At 63.5% G+C, this 17043-nt stretch carries 12 protein-coding genes, 1 other RNA gene and 1 pseudogene; 6 read left to right on the plus strand and 8 right to left on the minus strand.

Annotated elements, in window-relative coordinates:
* The first annotated feature begins 23 nt into the window (after positions 1–23).
* The 3 genes and pseudogenes from CLV65_RS07175 (at position 24) to CLV65_RS07185 (ending at position 3747) form a co-directional block, all read left to right on the plus strand.
* Positions 24–791 carry an exonuclease domain-containing protein gene (locus tag CLV65_RS07175; RefSeq protein ID WP_094690692.1) on the plus strand — a complete coding sequence of 256 codons (768 nt, stop codon included), beginning with the start codon at positions 24–26 and terminating at the stop codon, positions 789–791.
* Between the two features lie 95 nt (positions 792–886).
* Positions 887–1876: pseudogene (locus CLV65_RS07180) on the plus strand (lipid II:glycine glycyltransferase FemX); the annotation flags it as partial.
* A gap of 224 nt (positions 1877–2100) precedes the next feature.
* Entirely contained in the window at positions 2101–3747 is a 1647-nt protein-coding gene (locus tag CLV65_RS07185; RefSeq protein ID WP_094690694.1) for a UDP-N-acetylmuramoyl-L-alanyl-D-glutamate--2,6-diaminopimelate ligase, read from the plus strand.
* 169 nt (positions 3748–3916) lie between these two features.
* Here the strand turns inward: CLV65_RS07185 and CLV65_RS07190 are convergent, their stop codons facing one another.
* Together CLV65_RS07190 and CLV65_RS07195 are read right to left on the minus strand one after the other, a co-directional pair.
* Positions 3917–7885 (minus strand): AAA family ATPase, encoded by a 3969-nt coding sequence (locus CLV65_RS07190; protein ID WP_094690695.1) that lies wholly within the window; start codon positions 7883–7885, stop codon positions 3917–3919.
* 45 nt (positions 7886–7930) lie between these two features.
* Positions 7931–9352, minus strand: coding sequence for a bifunctional folylpolyglutamate synthase/dihydrofolate synthase (locus CLV65_RS07195; protein WP_094690696.1), 1422 nt, complete (start codon positions 9350–9352; stop codon positions 7931–7933).
* Positions 9353–9580: 228 nt separating this feature from the next.
* Between CLV65_RS07195 and CLV65_RS07200 the strand changes: the two genes are divergently transcribed.
* On the plus strand, positions 9581–11161 hold the full coding sequence (locus CLV65_RS07200; protein WP_094690697.1) for an aminopeptidase P family protein: 1581 nt from the start codon (positions 9581–9583) through the stop codon (positions 11159–11161).
* Between the two features lie 157 nt (positions 11162–11318).
* Here the strand turns inward: CLV65_RS07200 and CLV65_RS08765 are convergent, their stop codons facing one another.
* The gene (locus CLV65_RS08765; RefSeq protein ID WP_157847250.1) at positions 11319–11489 is read right to left on the minus strand and encodes a hypothetical protein; all 171 of its coding nucleotides are present in this window, start codon (positions 11487–11489) and stop codon (positions 11319–11321) included.
* Between CLV65_RS08765 and cytX the strand changes: the two genes are divergently transcribed.
* Together cytX and ssrA are read left to right on the plus strand one after the other, a co-directional pair.
* On the plus strand, positions 11488–12756 hold the full coding sequence (gene cytX, locus CLV65_RS07205; protein ID WP_094690698.1) for a putative hydroxymethylpyrimidine transporter CytX: 1269 nt from the start codon (positions 11488–11490) through the stop codon (positions 12754–12756). The genes CLV65_RS08765 and cytX overlap by 2 nt on opposite strands.
* Before the next feature lie 284 nt (positions 12757–13040).
* Positions 13041–13439: a transfer-messenger RNA gene (gene ssrA / locus CLV65_RS07210) on the plus strand.
* 224 nt (positions 13440–13663) lie between these two features.
* Here ssrA and CLV65_RS07215 read toward each other — a convergent pair.
* From CLV65_RS07215 to CLV65_RS07230, 5 genes are read right to left on the minus strand one after another with little or no spacing between them, the layout of a single operon-like run.
* Positions 13664–14485, minus strand: coding sequence for a peptidoglycan recognition protein family protein (locus tag CLV65_RS07215; protein ID WP_157847251.1), 822 nt, complete (start codon positions 14483–14485; stop codon positions 13664–13666).
* Positions 14482–14889 carry a hypothetical protein gene (locus tag CLV65_RS08770; RefSeq protein ID WP_157847252.1) on the minus strand — a complete coding sequence of 136 codons (408 nt, stop codon included), beginning with the start codon at positions 14887–14889 and terminating at the stop codon, positions 14482–14484. Before CLV65_RS08770 ends, CLV65_RS07215 begins: the two co-directional genes overlap by 4 nt.
* The gene (locus CLV65_RS07220; protein ID WP_144441843.1) at positions 14886–15305 is read right to left on the minus strand and encodes a hypothetical protein; all 420 of its coding nucleotides are present in this window, start codon (positions 15303–15305) and stop codon (positions 14886–14888) included. Before CLV65_RS07220 ends, CLV65_RS08770 begins: the two co-directional genes overlap by 4 nt.
* Positions 15302–16276, minus strand: a complete 975-nt coding sequence (locus CLV65_RS07225; RefSeq protein WP_100346292.1) for a leucine-rich repeat domain-containing protein — start codon at positions 16274–16276, stop codon at positions 15302–15304. Before CLV65_RS07225 ends, CLV65_RS07220 begins: the two co-directional genes overlap by 4 nt.
* A 15-nt stretch (positions 16277–16291) precedes the next feature.
* Positions 16292–17035, minus strand: coding sequence for a hypothetical protein (locus tag CLV65_RS07230; protein WP_094690702.1), 744 nt, complete (start codon positions 17033–17035; stop codon positions 16292–16294).
* Positions 17036–17043: the final 8 nt, after the last annotated feature.

Consider the following 17043-nt stretch of genomic DNA (forward strand, 5'->3'; position numbering starts at 1 on the left):
CCAAGCTTCGCACAATGGTGGGCATGACTTCCCCCATCCTTGATGCGCTGAAGGCGTTGGAACCCCAGGCTCCCGACACACCGCTGCGCGATTCCCTGCTGCTGGGATTCGACACCGAGACCACCGGCCTTGCAGCGGGTCGAGATGCCATCGTTTCAGCTTCGTTGGTGCTTCGCGATCCATCGGCGGGGATCGACGGCGATGTGCATGACGAATGGCTGATCAACCCGCACCGTCCCATCAGCGCGGGCGCGAGCGCCGTCAATGGCTTCACGAATGAATTCGTGGCGGAGCATGGCGCCGAGCCCGCCCCCGCGCTTGACAGCATCGCCGCGATCATTGCGGCGGCGCAATGCCTGCGCATTCCGCTGGTGGCATACAATGCGCCGTTCGATGTGGATATGCTGGGCGGGGACCTCATCCGGTGGAATCTCCAGTCCATCGACCAGCGCATAACGGTGGAAGGCGATTCCCCGCAACTGCTGGTCGTCGACCCTTTGGTGATCGACCGCCAGGTATCGCATCGCCCCGGTCGCAGGACCCTCACCCTCACCAGCGAATATTACGGCGTGTATCCGCATGGGTCGTTCCACGACGCGACGACGGACACCGTTGCCGTCCTTGATCTGATCAGCCCCATGGCCACGCTGTATCCGCAGGTAGGCGCGCTGACGCTGGACGAACTCATGCCATGGCAGCACAAGGCGTTCGACTCATGGCTGCAGGGCTACAATTCCTGGGCGGAGGAACATGGACGCCGTCCGCGCCACGACACATGGTTCGCCGCCTAGCGCAACATCCGCACCCGGCTTGCGCATGCCGCGCGGAATGACAACACTTTGATTAGAGACATTGGAACCACGACACGATTGATCGGAGTCACAGCATGATCGACATCACGAAAACCTCCTATGCCCAGATGGAGGATGAGGCGCGCAAGGCCGGCGTCAACCTGCCCATCGAGCAAACGGAAGTGTGGGCGCGCTATCAAGAGACGATCGACGGAAGAATGCCCATCGGCGCATTCATCATCCGCCGCGATGGCGAACCCATCGCGTTCATTTCGCTCATGGACTTCGCCACGCATGGCTTCCACTTCGCGCGTTCCGCACACGGCCCCGCGTATGTGACGCCTCCCAGCGAAAGCGAAGAGACGGAGGTCATCGCCGCATTGGCGGATTACGTGCATCACAACTTCCGTGCGGCGAAATTCCTGCGCTGTGCCATCGCCCATGAGATCCCCCAGGCGAACGTCGTGCTGTCCACCGTTCCTTATGATTCGACGGTGGTGATTGACATCACTGGCGGCGATGATGCGATCTTGAGCCGCATGAAGCGCCGCGGCAGGCGCGACGTGCGCAAGTCGCTGCGTGAATGCCCCGCCACGTGCCTGGACGAGACGGAATCCGCCATGAAATCGTTCGCCGAATACTACGACGTGATGCGCGAGACCGGGGAACGTGACGGTTTCAATCCTGCGCCGATGAGCGATTACGAAGACATGATTCGCATCCTCGGACCGGAGCATTGCCGTGTGTTCGCCGCGCGTCTGGGCGAGAAGGTGGAGGCCTGGTCGATCGTGACCGCCAACGGCGACACCTGCGTGCGTTATTACGGTGCCATGCGCAATGGCGCGATGCGTATGCATGTAACCGACAAACTGCTGTATTCCGAGGCATGTGAGCTGGGCCGCCAAGGATTCGCCAAGTATGACCTGATGGGCATCGGCTCCGATTTCGCCCCCAGCCTGCTGGGCTTGAATGAATTCAAGACGAAGTTCACCGAAGAAATCACCCATGTCGCCCCCGAACGCGATGTGCCGCTGCACAAGGGGTATTACGCGTTACTTCGTCTCGCCAAGAGGATCAAGGGCAGCAAAACCGAGAAGGAAGCCTTGAAGAAGAACGAGGCGAAGGCCGAACGCAACGCCAAGCCGCAAGACAATGCCAAGACCCAAGACAATGCCAAGACCCAAGACAATGCCAAGCCGCAAGGCAAGGCAACGCAGCAGGCCAACGCAAACGCCAAACCGCAAGGCACGGCTGATGCCAATACCCACGGCGAGGAATCCCAGACCAAGTAGCAAGCAAGGAGTCTTTCATGAACACCGCACCACATCTGAGTCTGAGGCACGCCATTGAAGTGCTACGTTCCGCGCACCTGCTGCACGAGGTCATCGTGCCGGACCGCACGGCGGAGCAGACCGAGGACGTCGAAGGCCGAGTGATGGACAGCGCAGACCTGTGGACGTGCGATCCCGCAGCCGTGCCGGACGTGGAGTTCAGTTCCATCACATATGATTCGCGCCGCATTACGCGCGACGGCCTGCTGTTTTGCAAAGGTGGGTTCCGCCCCGAGTACCTCGCGGGCGCCGACGAGGCGGGGCTCGCCGCCTACGTGTCTACCACGCCATACACCACGCGCACACAGGCGATCGGTCTGATCGTCTCGGATGACAAGGAGGCGATGGCTCTTCTGGCGGCGGAATATTACGGGCGCCCGCAAGATGCCCTCACCGTCATTGGCATCACCGGTACGAAAGGCAAGACGACGACCGCTTACTTCACGCAGGCGATCCTCAATGCCGCCACCGGTACGAAATGCGCACTGTTCTCGTCCGTTGACAATTGCACGGACGGCCGCACGTATGAGGAATCCGACCTGACGACGCCGGAGTCCCTCGATTTGTTCCGCATGATGAGGCAAGCCGTGGACGCCGGCATGGAATACCTCGTCATGGAGGTTTCCAGCCAGGCATACAAGGTCAAGCGCGTGTTCGGCCTGACCTTCGACGTGGCGGCGTTCCTTAACATCTCCCCCGATCACGTCAGCCCCATCGAACATCCCACGTTCGAGGACTATTTTTGGTGCAAGCGGCAGATCGTGCGCAACGCGAGGCGTCTTGTGCTGGGCGCTGGCATGATCCATGGCGACGTGGTGGCACAGGATGCGGCGGCGTGCGGGGTACCGTGCACCACGTTCGCAGTCACTGCTGACGCCGACACCGACACCCCCCGCACGCAGCACGCGGATGTGACGCTGGCGTTGACGCACCCGGGCTTGCCTGAATTCGACTACATCACGACCGGCACTGACAACGCCACGGCTTCCACGCATTTCGACCTGAGCATGCCGGGTGACTTCAACGTGGCAAACGCCGCTGCCGCCATCGCGATTGTCGAGGCTGCCGGGATTTCGAAGGATTCCCCCGCCCTCAAGGCGATGGAAGACGTGCGCATCTCCGGCCGCATGGAGCTCTTCCAGGATTCGACGGACCCCAATGTGATCGCGTATGTGGATTACGCGCATAATTTCGCCAGCGTGACCGCGCTTCTCGACTTCATCTATGAGCGTTACGGTTCGCGCAACCCGCGCATCACGCTTGTCACCGGTTCGGCGGGCAACAAGGCCGCCGACCGCCGTCGCGGCATCATCGCCGCAGCGCAAGACCGCATTGCACGCCTTGTGCTCACCAGCGAAGACACCGACACCGAACCCATGCGAGCCATCATGGACGACATGGATTCACGGGTGACGAACACCCATCTCATCCACGACGAAATCGAGGACCGCACCAGTGCCATTGAGTCCGCCATCGCGGGCGCCCGCGCGGACGCCAAAACGAACGGCAGGCTCAACGTGATTTTGGCGATTGGCAAGGGCCGTGAGAAGTGGATCAAATACCACAACAAGCACGTGCCTTATGAAAGCGACACCGGCGTCATCGCCCGCGTGTTCGCACAGTGACCGACCAAATCGCACGCGCACAGCCATGCGAATGATTGAGTGACTGATTTCTGCGCCCCGCACCGCTGTCCGATGCGGGGCGCAGTCATGTCTGTGTGATGCAGGCTCGTGTGATGCAGGCTCCCCGTCCGCGATTCCCTGCGCCTCATGCTACGCGGTGCCATCACTCCTATGCAGAAGTGCCGTGTTCCGACCTGTGGGATTCCAATCTGTGGGGTTCCAATCCGCCGGGCTTCGTATGGTCGAGTTTGCTCGACACGACGGCGGTCACGCCATCGGCGCGCATCGTGACGCCATACAGCGCGTCGGCAATGCTCATCGTGCGCTGCTGGTGCGTGATGATGATGAGCTGCGCGTGAGTCCTCAAATCATCGATGGCATGGAGCAGACGGGTGAGGTTCACGTCATCGAGCGCCGCCTCCACCTCGTCCATGATGTAGAACGGGCTGGGCCGGGCAGTGAAGATGGCGAACAGCAGCGCAAGCGCCGTCAGCGACCGCTCCCCGCCGGAAAGCAGCGACAGTTGTTTGACGCGCTTACCCGAGGGGCTCGCCTCCACGATCACGCCCGTCGACAGCATGTCATCGGGGTCTTCCAAACGCAGATGCCCAGTGCCGCCGGGAAACAGCATGGCGAACACTTTTTCGAACGCGGCGGCGGTATCGGCGAAAGCGGAAGCGAACACATCCGTCATCGTCGTGTCCAAATCCTTGATGAGGTGCAGCAGGTCGTCGCGAGACTGGATCACGTCGGCGCGCTGCTCGTTGATGTAGGCGCTGCGAGCCTCGAGCGCATCGTATTCCTCACCGGCAAGCGGATTCACCTTGCCCAGCGCCTCCAGGTCGCGCTTGGCCTTGGCAAGGCGCTTCTCCTGCTCCTGCCGCACATATGGCACGGTTTTCACCACGGAAAGGTCAAGCTCGGCCATGGTGGAAAAATCCGGATGCGCCGAGCCATCGCCGGACTCCTCAGCATCGGAAAGTGCCCCCGCGCCGCCGGAATTTTCAGCGCTGCCAGCATTTTCAGTGCTGTCTTCGCCACCGTCATCGAGCGGTATGGGACGGCCGTCGTCGTCCAGCACGGGCACGGGCACTTGGGGCCCGTAGTCCCTGATGACGGACGCCATGTCAAGCCCCAGGTCGTCGGCGATTTTTTGCTCCATCGCACCGTATTCCGAAGCGAGGCGTTCCCGCATGATGTCAAGGTCATGCTCGGCGTCGCGCAACCGCGACACCTCGGGCTCCAGATTGTTGCGTGTGGCGCGCAGCGCGGCAATCTGGGAATCATGCTTGCTGGACGCGGCCTGCAGTTCGTCGCGTTCCTTCTGCGCGGCGGCGGCATGGGTGGCGATACGATGCGCCGCCTGCCTAGCGAGCGCCGCGATTCCCCGCGCCTGCTGCGCATTGGCTGCCAGGCGTTCGTTGCGCTGGGCTATGCGTTCACGTCGGGTGCGCGCTTGGACGGCGCTGTCTCGAAGCATCTGCGCCTGGCGTTGCAGCGACTGGCATTGCCGGTCGGCTTCGCTCCACGCCATGCGCGCGGCGACCTCCGTGTCACGATGATCGGCGAGCGCCTTCTCGAGCTCGGTTTCCCGCACCGCCAGATCCGAGGCATCTGCCGTGTTGTCTTTCGCCGCACCAGTTTCCGACGTATTGTTCGTCACCGCGTGCGCATTGCCGGCTGCTTCGATCACCGCGATATCCGCTTTCAATGCATCCAACGTCTGCTGATGCTGCGTGAATTCCTCTGCGAAGCGTTCGATACGCTGGGCAAGGTCGGCGATGCGACGGGCAAGGCTGTCGCGTGAATTGCGCGCTGCGTCGAGGCTGCGGGCAGCCTCCTGCGCTTTGATGCGACGTTCGGTCGCCGCCGCCTTGGCGGCATCCTCCGCTTGGCGCGCGGCATCGTAGCGTTCCTGCGCCTGCGCGAGGCGAGCCGACGCCGCGTCGCGTTCGGCGATCAGCTCATCCCTGCGGGCGATCGCCTTGTCCCTGCGGGCGGTGAGCGCCAGGTCGGAAGGTGCCGAGGAACCAGCGTAGCCACCCACGCGTGTCATCACCCTGCCATCGCGCGTGACGAGACGAATCCACGGATTGCCGTCATTCTGCGCGCCGGCATCATCGGATGCGGCGTCCGCCGCCTGCACCGCGACCGTCCATGCCGCCATTGCGACGGCTTCGTCCTCGACGAGGAGCGTGCCGCGCAGCAAGTATCGCACGGACTGCACCACCGCCTGCGCCGTGCGTGCATCCGCGGCATGGGCATTGGGATGCACGGCGGTGAAAGCGGGACGGGTGCCGGCAATGGGCTGCGACTGGAACGCCTGCACATCGGCTGCATCGTCGCTCATGGCATGTGATGTCGGGAGATCCGCCGCGCCAGCCACAAGTGCGGCGACCATGCCAAGGCGATTGCGCCCGCCTTGATCTTGAATGGCCTGCCCCAGCAGCACGGATGCATCATCCATCGTGGGCACAATGCACGACTTAGCAAAATCCCCGACGGCTCGGGCGATGGCATCCTCCCAGCCATCGTCGACCACCACAAAGTCTGCCAGCGTCCCCAGCGTCCGCACATCATCACGGGCAGGAGACGCTCCACTGTTGCCAGCGGTGGCACCCGCACCACCAGTGCCGGCATGGTCCGCTGCACCGCTGTGTGCCAACGCATCCGCCAAAGCGTCCGCCTGTGCCTGCATGCCGATGACATCGCCATCCAGCCGGCGTTGCTCCGCCGCCGCGGCATCCCTGGCGGCGCGAGCATCCTGCGCCACCTGACGGGCGCGATCGAGCTGCGCCGCAGTGTCATCCGTCTGCACGTCGGAGGACTGTTGTTGCAACGCATCCACGCGTTCCTGCGCCTGCTTCAGCTGCGCGGCAAAGCCATTGCGCTGCTGCTCGGCGTCGGCTCCACGCTGGGCGGATGCCTGGGCAAGGGTCTCTTCACGAGCGGCGCGTTCGCGCAATGCAGCGAGCTGGGCTTCTCGCTGCTGGGCTGCGCGACGCAGCTGCGTGAGCGTCTGACGCACTTGCGCCAGTTGCTTCTCGGCGTCCGCACGCCGCTCCGTGGCATTTTCCAGTCGGAGCTTGAGCGTCTGCACATCCGCTTCACGCTGCGCATGCTGCTCATCAAGCTCACGGGCGCGAGCCTCCAGCAAGTCAGGGTCCTCTCCCCCGGGCTGCTGCACGCGGGATTCGAATCCCGCCGCTCGTTCCTCAGCCAAACGTTCCAATGAGTCGAAACGATCGCCCAGCTGCGCCAGATCATGCCAGCGCTGCGACAGTTCGCGCAGCTTGGGGCTGGAAGCGCTCGACGCCTGCTCCAGCTGCTCGATGCGCACACGCACATCCGACAATTGCTTCTGCTGGGCATCAAGTCGCGCGCGGGCTTCCTCCAGCTTGCCTCTCACATCGGCGCGCTGGGCGGTGAGCCTTGCGGCATCATCGGCATACAGGCGGCTCTGGGCGTCACGCAACGCCACATGTATCGCATCCGCGCGGCGCGATACGCGCGCCTGCCTGCGCAGCGGACCCAGCTGGCGGTGGATTTCCTTGGTGAGGTCATCCAGACGGTCAAGGTTGTCCTGTGTGTTGCGCAATTTGCGCAAAGCGCGTTCCTTGCGTTTGCGATGCTTGAGGATTCCTGCGGCTTCCTCGATGAACGCACGGTTGTCTTCCGGCGTGGCACGCAGAATGGAATCCAGCCGCCCCTGCCCCACGACGACATGCATGTGCGATCCCAGACCTGTGTCGCTGAGCAGTTCCTGAACGTCAAGCAAACGCACCGGCGAACCGTTTATTGCGTATTCGGAGCCACCGTTGCGGTAAATCGTGCGGCTGATGGTGACTTCGGAATACTCGATGCCCAGCGTGCCGTCGGAATTGTCAATCGTGAGGCTCACTTGGGCGCGGCCGAGCGGCGGACGGGTGCTGGTGCCGGCGAAGATGACGTCCTCCATCGACGTGCCGCGCAGGCTCTTGGCGCCTTGCTCGCCCATGACCCAGGCGAGCGCATCCACGATGTTGGATTTGCCTGAGCCGTTGGGCCCCACGATTGCCGTGATGCCCGGTTCGAAGCGAAGCGTGGTGGGGTTCGCGAATGACTTGAACCCGCGGATGGTCAGTTCCTTGACGTACATTCTTCCCACTTCTGGGTTTGCTTGCTGGATGTGCTGTCCATGCGCCTACTTGACGCGTTCCGACTTGGGCTTGAGCAGATCCTTGTTCGGCGTCTCCTTGAGCAGGCGGCGGGCGTCGCCAGCCGTCACGAAACTGCCGAAGATGAGCACGCCGCGCCCGTAGCCGACACCCGTTTCGTCCGCGGCGTCCACCTTGTCGACGGCGGCCTGAATGGCGTCCGGCAGGTCATCGATGCGCGTCACACGGTCGGAGCCAAACACACGGTCGGCGATCTTCTCGAGGTCCTCGGCCTTCATGACTCGCGGAGCCCAGGAATTCTGGGTGACGATGATCTCCGACAGCACCGGTTCCATGACGCCCAGCACATCCTCGACCTCCTTGTCGGCCATCATCGAGACAACACCCACCAGCTGCTGGAAGTTGTAGTTTTCTTCGATGGCTGCGCGCAAGGCAGTCACCGCCTGCACGTTATGGCCGCCGTCGAGGATGATCGTCGGCGATGTGCGGATCGTCTCGATGCGCCCGGGCACCCTCACACCGGAAAGCGCCTTGGCGACAATGTCACCGTTGAGCGCGCCGGCGACCGGCACAACGACTTCCGCAGCAGCAAGCGCGGCGAGCGCATTGTGTGCCTGGTGCTCGCCGAACATGGCGATCGGCACATCCTCGTACGTGCCGTTGGGCGTGCGCAGCGTGGCGACCTGACCGCCGACAGCCGGCGTGCGGGAAACGACTTCCATCTCCTCGCCGTCACGGATCACCGCAGCGGCGCCCACGTTCTTCGCTTGGTCGAGCAGAATCGGCATGACCTGCTCCTCATGGGGCTGGCGGCCGATGATGGCAGTGCTGCCCTGCTTGATGATTCCCGACTTCTCGCCTGCGATCTTCTCAACGGTGTCGCCCAGCCATTGCATGTGGTCCATGTCGACCGGACCGATAATGGCGGCGTCGGCGTCCAGCACGTTCGTGGCGTCCCATCGCCCGCCCATGCCGACCTCGACGATGGCCACGTCCACCGGGGCGTCGGCGAACGCCCAGATCGCCATCGTCGTGAGCACTTCGAAGAAGCTCATGCGAGGGCCGCCGTGCTTGACACTGTCGGCGTCCACCAATGCGATGAAATCCTTGACTTGGTCATAGATGTCGATGAAATCATCCTCGCTCAGCTGCTGGCCGTCGATGGCGATGCGTTCGGTGACGGATTCAAGGTGCGGCGACGTGTACAGGCCGGTGCGCAGGCCATAGGCGCGGCACAGCGCCTCCGCCATGCGCGCCGTGCTGCCTTTGCCGTTCGTGCCGGTGATGTGGATGACGCGGAATGACTGCTCGGGGTGGCCCAGCAGGTCGAGTATCGCGCGCATGCGATCGAGGGAAGGATCGAAATCATGCTCGGGCGCGCGTTTCATGATGTCGCGATAGACGTCGACGAGTTTCTTATTGCCACGGTTCGGATGCTCGAAAGACATGTAAGGCGTCACTCTCCTTGATTAGGCATGCGGATGAGGCATGCGCCGCTGCCGCGGTCACAGACCTTTCCATACTAGGCGCTTCGCGCGATTTCCACCCGTTTGTGCGCCCTGCGCGCAACCATGGATGCGAACATCAACGGATATCATGAGGCACCAGAGCCATGCGCACGCGAACAGCCATGCGCACGCGAACAGCCGTGCGCACGATTCAGCGAAAGGACTGATATGTCACAACAAGACACCTCTGCACAGGACGCCGCCACACAGAACGCCGCAGACAGCAAGCCGGACCCGGAGCGCCGCCACAACCGCACGCTGCGCCCCCGTTCCGCGGCATTCAAGGATTTCATGCTCACCGGCTGGGGCGCCGAGGATTCCACCGTCGAACCCTTGGAATCCAGCGCCTACACTCCCCGACGCCTGCGTGAGCTGGGCGCGAAGTTCCCCGGGGAGCGCCTCGTGATCCCCGCCGGCACCGCCAAGGTGCGCAACGACGATTGCGACTACGCCTTCCGCCCGGACAGCGCATTCGCCTACTACACCGGCCTGGGCGAGGACCTGGAGCCGGGCGCCGTGCTCGTGCTCGACCCGGTCGACCCCACCAGCGACGAAGCCAAGCAAGGCATCACACACACGCCGCTGCTGTTCCTGCATCCGCGCGCCGACCAGACCACGCAGGACTATTACCTGAGCGCCGCATACGGCGAATACTGGGTGGGGGCACGCCCTGGACTGGAACAGATGCACACGATGACCGGCATACCCACCGCTGACGTGGCGACCCTGGCGGATCACCTCGCCAAGGACGTGGGCCCGGGCAGCGTGCAGTTGCGCGTCGTCGCCAATGCCGACGCCCAAGTGACGGCGACGGTCGAGAAAATCCGCGAAGGCAATGGCTTCCCCGACCGCAAGGCCAACGACGCGGCGGACGCCGACCTTTATGAGAAGACATCCGAACACCGCATGATCAAGGACGCCTACGAAGTGCGACAGCTGCGCAACGCCATCGCCGCGACGAAGGACGGATTCGACCGCATGCTTGCTGCGTTGCCCGGCGCTCTGGGCAAGCCGCGCAGCGAACGCATCCTCGAAGGCGCATTCAACGCGAACGCCCGCGAGGAAGGCAACGACGAGGGTTACGGCACCATCGTGGCATACGGCGGGCATGCCGCCACGCTGCATTGGATGCGCAACACCGGCACCATCGAGTCAGGCGGGCTTCTGCTCATCGACGCAGGCGTGGAGACCGACAGCCTGTACACGGCGGACATCACCCGCACCTTCCCCACAAGCGGGCATTTCACGCCATTCCAAAAGGAGCTCTACCAAGTGGTGCTCGACGCACAGCAGGCAGGCTTCGAAGCAGCCCAGCCAGGGCGCACGTATTCCGACATCCACGACGCGTGCATGCGCGTGCTGGCGCAGGCGCTCCATGACTGGGGCATCCTTCCGGTGAGCGTCGAGGAAGCCCTGAGCCCCGAAGGCCAGCAGCACCGTCGCTGGCATGCATGCGGCGTGGCGCATCACCTTGGCCTCGACGTGCACGATTGCTCGCAGGCGCGGTTCGAGCATTACCAAGGCGCCAAGCTCGCCCCGGGCATGGTTTTCACCATCGAGCCCGGCTTGTATTTCAAGGACAACGACCTGCTGGTGCCGCCGCAGTTCCGAGGCATCGGCATCCGCGTGGAGGATGACGTGCTCATGACCGAGGACGGGCCCGAATGGCTGTCGAAGAGCATTCCCAAGACCGTCGACGACGTGGAGGCGTGGATGGCACAGTGCGCCGCCGACGGCGCCACCCGCTGAGCACGATCGGCACCAACCGCTGAGCACAATTGCGGTCAAGGGTGGTGCCGGTCGCAGCCAACGGCTGACCACGATCGGCGTCACCCCTTGACCTTCGGCGGCGAGCGCGGTTACAGTGAAGCCGTCAAGCGTCGCCGATGGCAGCGATACGCCTCCGTCACCAGCGCGCCGATGCATAGGGCAGGATGTGTCGGCGCGCCGACACGGCATAAGAAGGTCTATCGCCAGCATCCGGCGCACGCATTCGACCATCATCCGACGATTCGTCACGAATCGGAATCAGCATCACCATCAGCTGAGTATCAACAAGAAGAAGAAGGAGCATCATGGCTGAAGGTTCAGTCACGCCTGCCCAGTCCGGCAGCGCCACTTCCGGCACCGGCGACAAGGCCAGCGCCAAGCGCACATCCATTTTTGACAATTCTCTCATCTGGTTCGGCGCAGGTGTATCCGTCGCAGAGATCCTCACCGGCATGAGCTTCGCCCCGCTCGGCTTCGCCCGCGGCATCGAAGCGATTGTGCTCGGCCATGTCATCGGCTGCGCGTTGTTCTTCCTCGCCGGCTTCATCGGCGCGCGCACGCGCAGAAGCTCCATGGAAACGGTCAAGATGAGCTTCGGGCACATCGGCGGCCTGCTGTTCGCCGTGCTCAATGTCATCCAGCTCGTCGGCTGGACCGCCATCATGATTTACGACGGCTCGGTCTCCGCCTCCGCGGCGTTCCCCGGAGCCCGCTGGGTGTGGGCGCTGGTGATCGGCGTGCTCATCGCGCTGTGGATCTTCATCGGAGTCGAGAACCTCGGCAAACTCAACACCGTCGCCATGATCTTGCTGTTCATCCTCACAATCGTGATGTGCAAGGTCATCTTCTTCTCCGGCACCACCGCCACCGTGCCCGTGGATGACACGTTCACATTCGGCATGGCGGTGGAACTCGCCGTGTCCATGCCCTTGAGCTGGCTGCCTGTCGTCAGCGACTACACTCGCGAGGCGGATAAGCCGCTGGGCGCCACGGTCGCCAGCACCCTCGTGTATGGTGTCGTGAGCATCTGGATGTTCATCATCGGCATGGGCGCCGCCATCTACGCCAGCAGCGCCGACAACACCACGCCTGACATCGCGCAGATCATGGTGGGCGCCGGCATGGGATTCCTCGGCCTGCTCATCGTCATCTTCTCGACCGTCACCACCACGTTCCTCGACGCCTGGTCGGCGGGCATCTCGGCGCAGTCAATCTTCACGAAGATCTCTGGACGCACGATGGCGTTCATCGCCGTGCTCATCGGCACCGTCGGCGCCATGATCTGGAACATGGATGACATCACGGACTTCCTGTATTTCATCGGATCCGTGTTCGCCCCGATGGTGGCGGTGATGATTGCCGACTACTACTTCATGCGCACCGACCGCACAAAGGGCGCCGTCGACTGGCCGAACATCGTCGTGTGGGTCGCCGGGTTCGCCCTGTATCGCGTGCTCATGACCAGCGTGGACACCCCCGTGGGCTACACGCTCATCGATATCGTCGCCACGCTGGTGCTTGCGCTCATTGTGGGCGTTGTGCGCAAGCAGATCGCTGCGAAGAAGAACGCATAGCGGATTTGGCGCGGATTGGGGCGGTTTGGCACGGATCGGTGTGAATCTGAGCGAATTTGCATGGACCGCGGATCTGCACAGTCCGGTGTCAATCGGCATTGATTGGCGCCAATCGGTACTAATCCGCCCACAGCGCAATGCGCCGCGCGACGGCGCGCTGAACGCACACAATGCGTTATACTGAAGGCTCGCGGCTATGGATTGCACTCCGTTGTGATTCCATCGGTCCGCGGGTCTTTTGATAACTGAACGTTGCATCGGTTTCCATCGATGGGACGGTCACCGGGGCCGATCGGTTTCGACGGTGGTCTGTTCGTCGCAGGGAAGCGCGCCGAGAACGCGGGGGTCCACTCGTTAACGTCCTCCCGCAAAGAATAAGTGCTAAATCTAATCGCACTGAGTTCGCTCTCGCTGCCTGAGCTTAGCGCCAGGAATTAACCAGCGAGCCGCGGCTCCGCCCACTCCTCCATGTCTTCGGGAGGATGCTGGACGTCGTTAAGAAGACTTGCTTTCGCCACCGGGCCGCAGGGTGACGAGGGGACTTTTACTGTGGATATGCTCGCCATCGGTTGTCCGCGACAATGATGGGGGCAGAAAAACTGCCGACTGGCCAGCGGACTACGCGCGTAGAAGACTGAGGGTACGGTCATCGGACCGGGGTTCAATCCCCCGCGGCTCCACTATCATCAAAGCCCCGCAGGCATCATGTCTGCGGGGCTTTTTCGTTGCGATTGCAACGGTTTCGGGCATTACCCGACTACCCCCGATGTTTCCCATTTTCCCCAATGTTTTCGGAAAAATGTGGGCACGGTGTGGGCACGGGCATGGCGCCAGGGCATAAGAAAAAAGCCCCCGGGGCACAAGGCTCCGGGGGCTAAAATCCACTCAATCCATCAAAGGCTGGACCCTACTTGCCGGCGTTGCCGGCGTTGCCGGCGATGGCGGCGAGGATGGCGTCCGTGTCATGGTCGCGTCGAGCGAAAGTGCTCTCGCGGCTGAGCTGTTCGAAACGCACGACCCACGGCGCCTTGCTCGAGCTATGGAACACCGGCAGGTCCTTGCCCGTATAGTGCTGGCTGATGGCGTTCAGCGCGTTGACACAGTCCAACGCGGGCAGCGGGAGAACCCCCGTTCCGGGCGACCAGAGGCAGCCCGTGCCCTTGGCGAATCCCGCGTGGTCGTCTTCGATCCAGATGATGCACCACATGAGTGGCTCCTTCCCCTCCATGTCGGAGGATGTCTGCACGGCGGCTGTACCGTCGAGTTCATTTTGTACGCGGGCGGCGAAAGCCTCCCACGTGTAACCCCAGCGTGCGAAATACGGGTAGGGGTCGGTGTGGTCGGACCCGCCGAACGTCGCGCTGAACCACTGGTGTGGGTGCATCCGGTCGACACCCCACCCGTGGGCGCGGAGACGTTCCGCACACGCACTGGCAGCAATCGCGATGCCCCTGTCGAAATCCGCCCGCGTCGTGGCTTCGCAGATCTCGATGCCCTCGCACGTTGAGTTGCCGTTGCCGACCTGCCAGCAGAGACGGTCCCATTGGACCGTGTGGTAACAGCTCGTCCAATCCGAGACCATGTGCACGGCGTAGTCGTATCCGCGGCTCCACAGTTGCACGTGGTTGAGCGCCGTAGCCCCAGGGTTGGCGGTGGAATGCACCGCCAGGTATTGCGGCGTGAGCGGTCCGTGTCCCTGGTTGACGATTCTCTCGGTGATGACGCTCATGCCGTCGCCCCCGTGGATACGTCTCCCGTGGATGCCGCGCCTGTCGGCAGTGTCTCCCCTGTCATCGATGGAGTGACATCCGTGGACAAGGGGGTCGCGTCGCCCGACGCGTCCACTCCAGGCGTGGACACGGCCGCCTCGTCCTGCGTCTGGTCGCCCGACTTGATCTGGTCGAGCAGGCTCTGCGCCGCCACGGCCGCGCCAGTCCAGTTCTGGTTCTTCCACCCGTTCCAGATTCCGATGGCGAGCGCGGCGACGAGAGTGACCGCCTGCCACGTCCGCTCCGGCACGAGTCCCGGCATCGGGTTCGAGCCCTGCGCCGCGATCCATGCGAGCACGGTGAGCAGCATTGTCGCCGCCTGTGTGATGCCGGCCTGGATGCGGCTCTTGGTGATTGGTGTCATTGTTCCTCCTTGCCCCGGCGCGGATGCGCGCCGGTCGTATGGTCGATGAGATACCGCTGGGCGGCGTCCACGACCCAGCAGTCGCCACCCAGAGCCTTGAGCTTCGCGAGCTCGTACGCGACCTCCTGCGTGTGGTCGTCGCCGTCGTCCTCGCGCATCAGGTGCATGAGCGTGTTCTTCACGGTGTCCCGCTGCAGTTGGTTGAGAGCCTGTTCGACGCTGTCGAGACGCTCCGAGATGTGGCGCATGGGAGCGGCCTGCGGAAGGTCGGCGGGGTCGAGCGAGCTCAGCAGCCAGCGGGCGAGCCTGCCCCTGACATTGGGGCTCACGGTGAGCATCGCGACCGTGATGCTCAGGATGCCGCCGACGATGCTCAGCAGGCGCGTCAGGTAGTCAACGTCGCGGAATAGCATCACGCGCCGATCGCCTGGAGGTTGAACTTGGCCCACGTGGTGTCGGCCTTGTAGGCGTCGAGGAGCGTGGCGGGCACGTTGACGGTCGCGCCGGTCGCGAGATGCGACGTCCATGTGGATGCCATCCACATGCCGGATGTCAGGCGGAGCGTGAGCGTGGAGATCGTCTTGACATCGTCGAGCAGCCATGTGGTGTTCAGGTTTTTGCTGCCGAAGCCGTCCTGCACGTCCAGGCTCGTCAAGCCCGTGCAACCGTACAGGAAGCCCGAGCCGCCCACCGATGCGAGCGACGCGGGAAGCGTCAGGCTCGTCAAGCCCGTGCAACCGTACAGGAAGTTCGAGCCGCCCACCGATGCGAGCGACGCGGGAAGCGTCAGGCTCGTCAAGCCCGTGCAACCGGCCAGGAAGTTCGAGCCGCCCACCGATGCGAGCGACGCGGGAAGCGTCAGGCTCGTCAAGCCCGTGCAACCGGCCAGGAAGTTCGAGCCGCCCACCGATGCGAGCGACGCGGGAAGCGTCAGGCTCGTCAAGCCCGTGCAACCGGCCAGGAAGTTCGAGCCGCCCACCGATGCGAGCGACGCGGGAAGCGTCAGGCTCGTCAAGCCCGTGCAACCGTACAGGAAGTTCGAGCCGCCCACCGATGCGAGGTCTCCGTTGAGCCCGGAGAGCGTGACAGCCTGCAGGTCGTTCACACCGTGTGACCCGAACACGTCGTCCTCGATCACGTCCGCCTTGATGTCGAGCGATTCCGAGTCGAGCGAATCCAGTGCTTTGGCACCAAGCGTGCGGCAGCGGACGCGCGTCACCCGGTGGTACAGCCTGCGGAACGGGATGTCGGTGATGCGCCCGTCGTACTCGCACATCACGGTGTCGATGTTCGCGGGGAAATCGTCGCCGCGCGCCTTGTCCGTCGTCACAGTGCACAGGCCGCCCGCGAGCGCGCCAGTTGGCCATGCCATGTTGATCGTCGTCATGATTCCTCCTCCTTGTTACCAGACGGTAGCCACGCAGTTGATGTCCTGCGTGGGCGTGACTGCGCATGTGGCGGTCAGTTCGTTGCAGCCCGTGTGGGTGAAGCGGATGCCTGCGAGCGCCCACGCGGCTGAGCTTGGCGCGTCGGCGGGACTGACCCAGTTGTCGCGCCAGTCGATGCCGCCGACGTGCGCGGCCTGCGTCATGTCCGTCCAGCCGCCCGCGGTGAGCGTGAACGCTATCTGGCCTGGGTCGTTGTCCCAATGCCAGCAGCCGACCGTCACGTCCACGGTCGGCGCGTCGTTGGAGCATGTGGCGGTGAGCGTGCCGGTGGACTCGTCCACGTCGCACCACAGGCCTGCGAGCGCGCATGCGGTCGCCTCCTCCGGTGCCTGCGGCGGCATGACGGCTGTGAGATGCCCTTTGAGCTCCGTGCTGGTGACGGTCTGTTTCCTGCCGTCCCACGAGCCGTGGGCGAGCTTCACTTCCGTCACCTTCGGCGCCTGGGTGCTGGGGCCTTGGAGTCCGCCTTCGCCGCGTTCTCCTTGCGGTCCGACGACGCTGCCCAGGTCGTGCGTGGCTCCGTCGGTGAATGTGATGAGCAGATGCCCCGTGTCGTCGACGCGGGCGCCTGCCATGCCTCCGGTCTCGAGGTTCCTGACGAGCGCCTGCGCCGTGGTTTCGTCGATCCCGAAGAGGTTGTTGATGGTACCGGGCTTGTTGGCGTTGTCGCCAGTCCAGATGATGGTCGTGCTTCCCATGCTCTCCT

This window comes from Pseudoscardovia suis (assembly GCF_002797875.1).
Classification (GTDB): domain Bacteria; phylum Actinomycetota; class Actinomycetes; order Actinomycetales; family Bifidobacteriaceae; genus Pseudoscardovia; species Pseudoscardovia suis.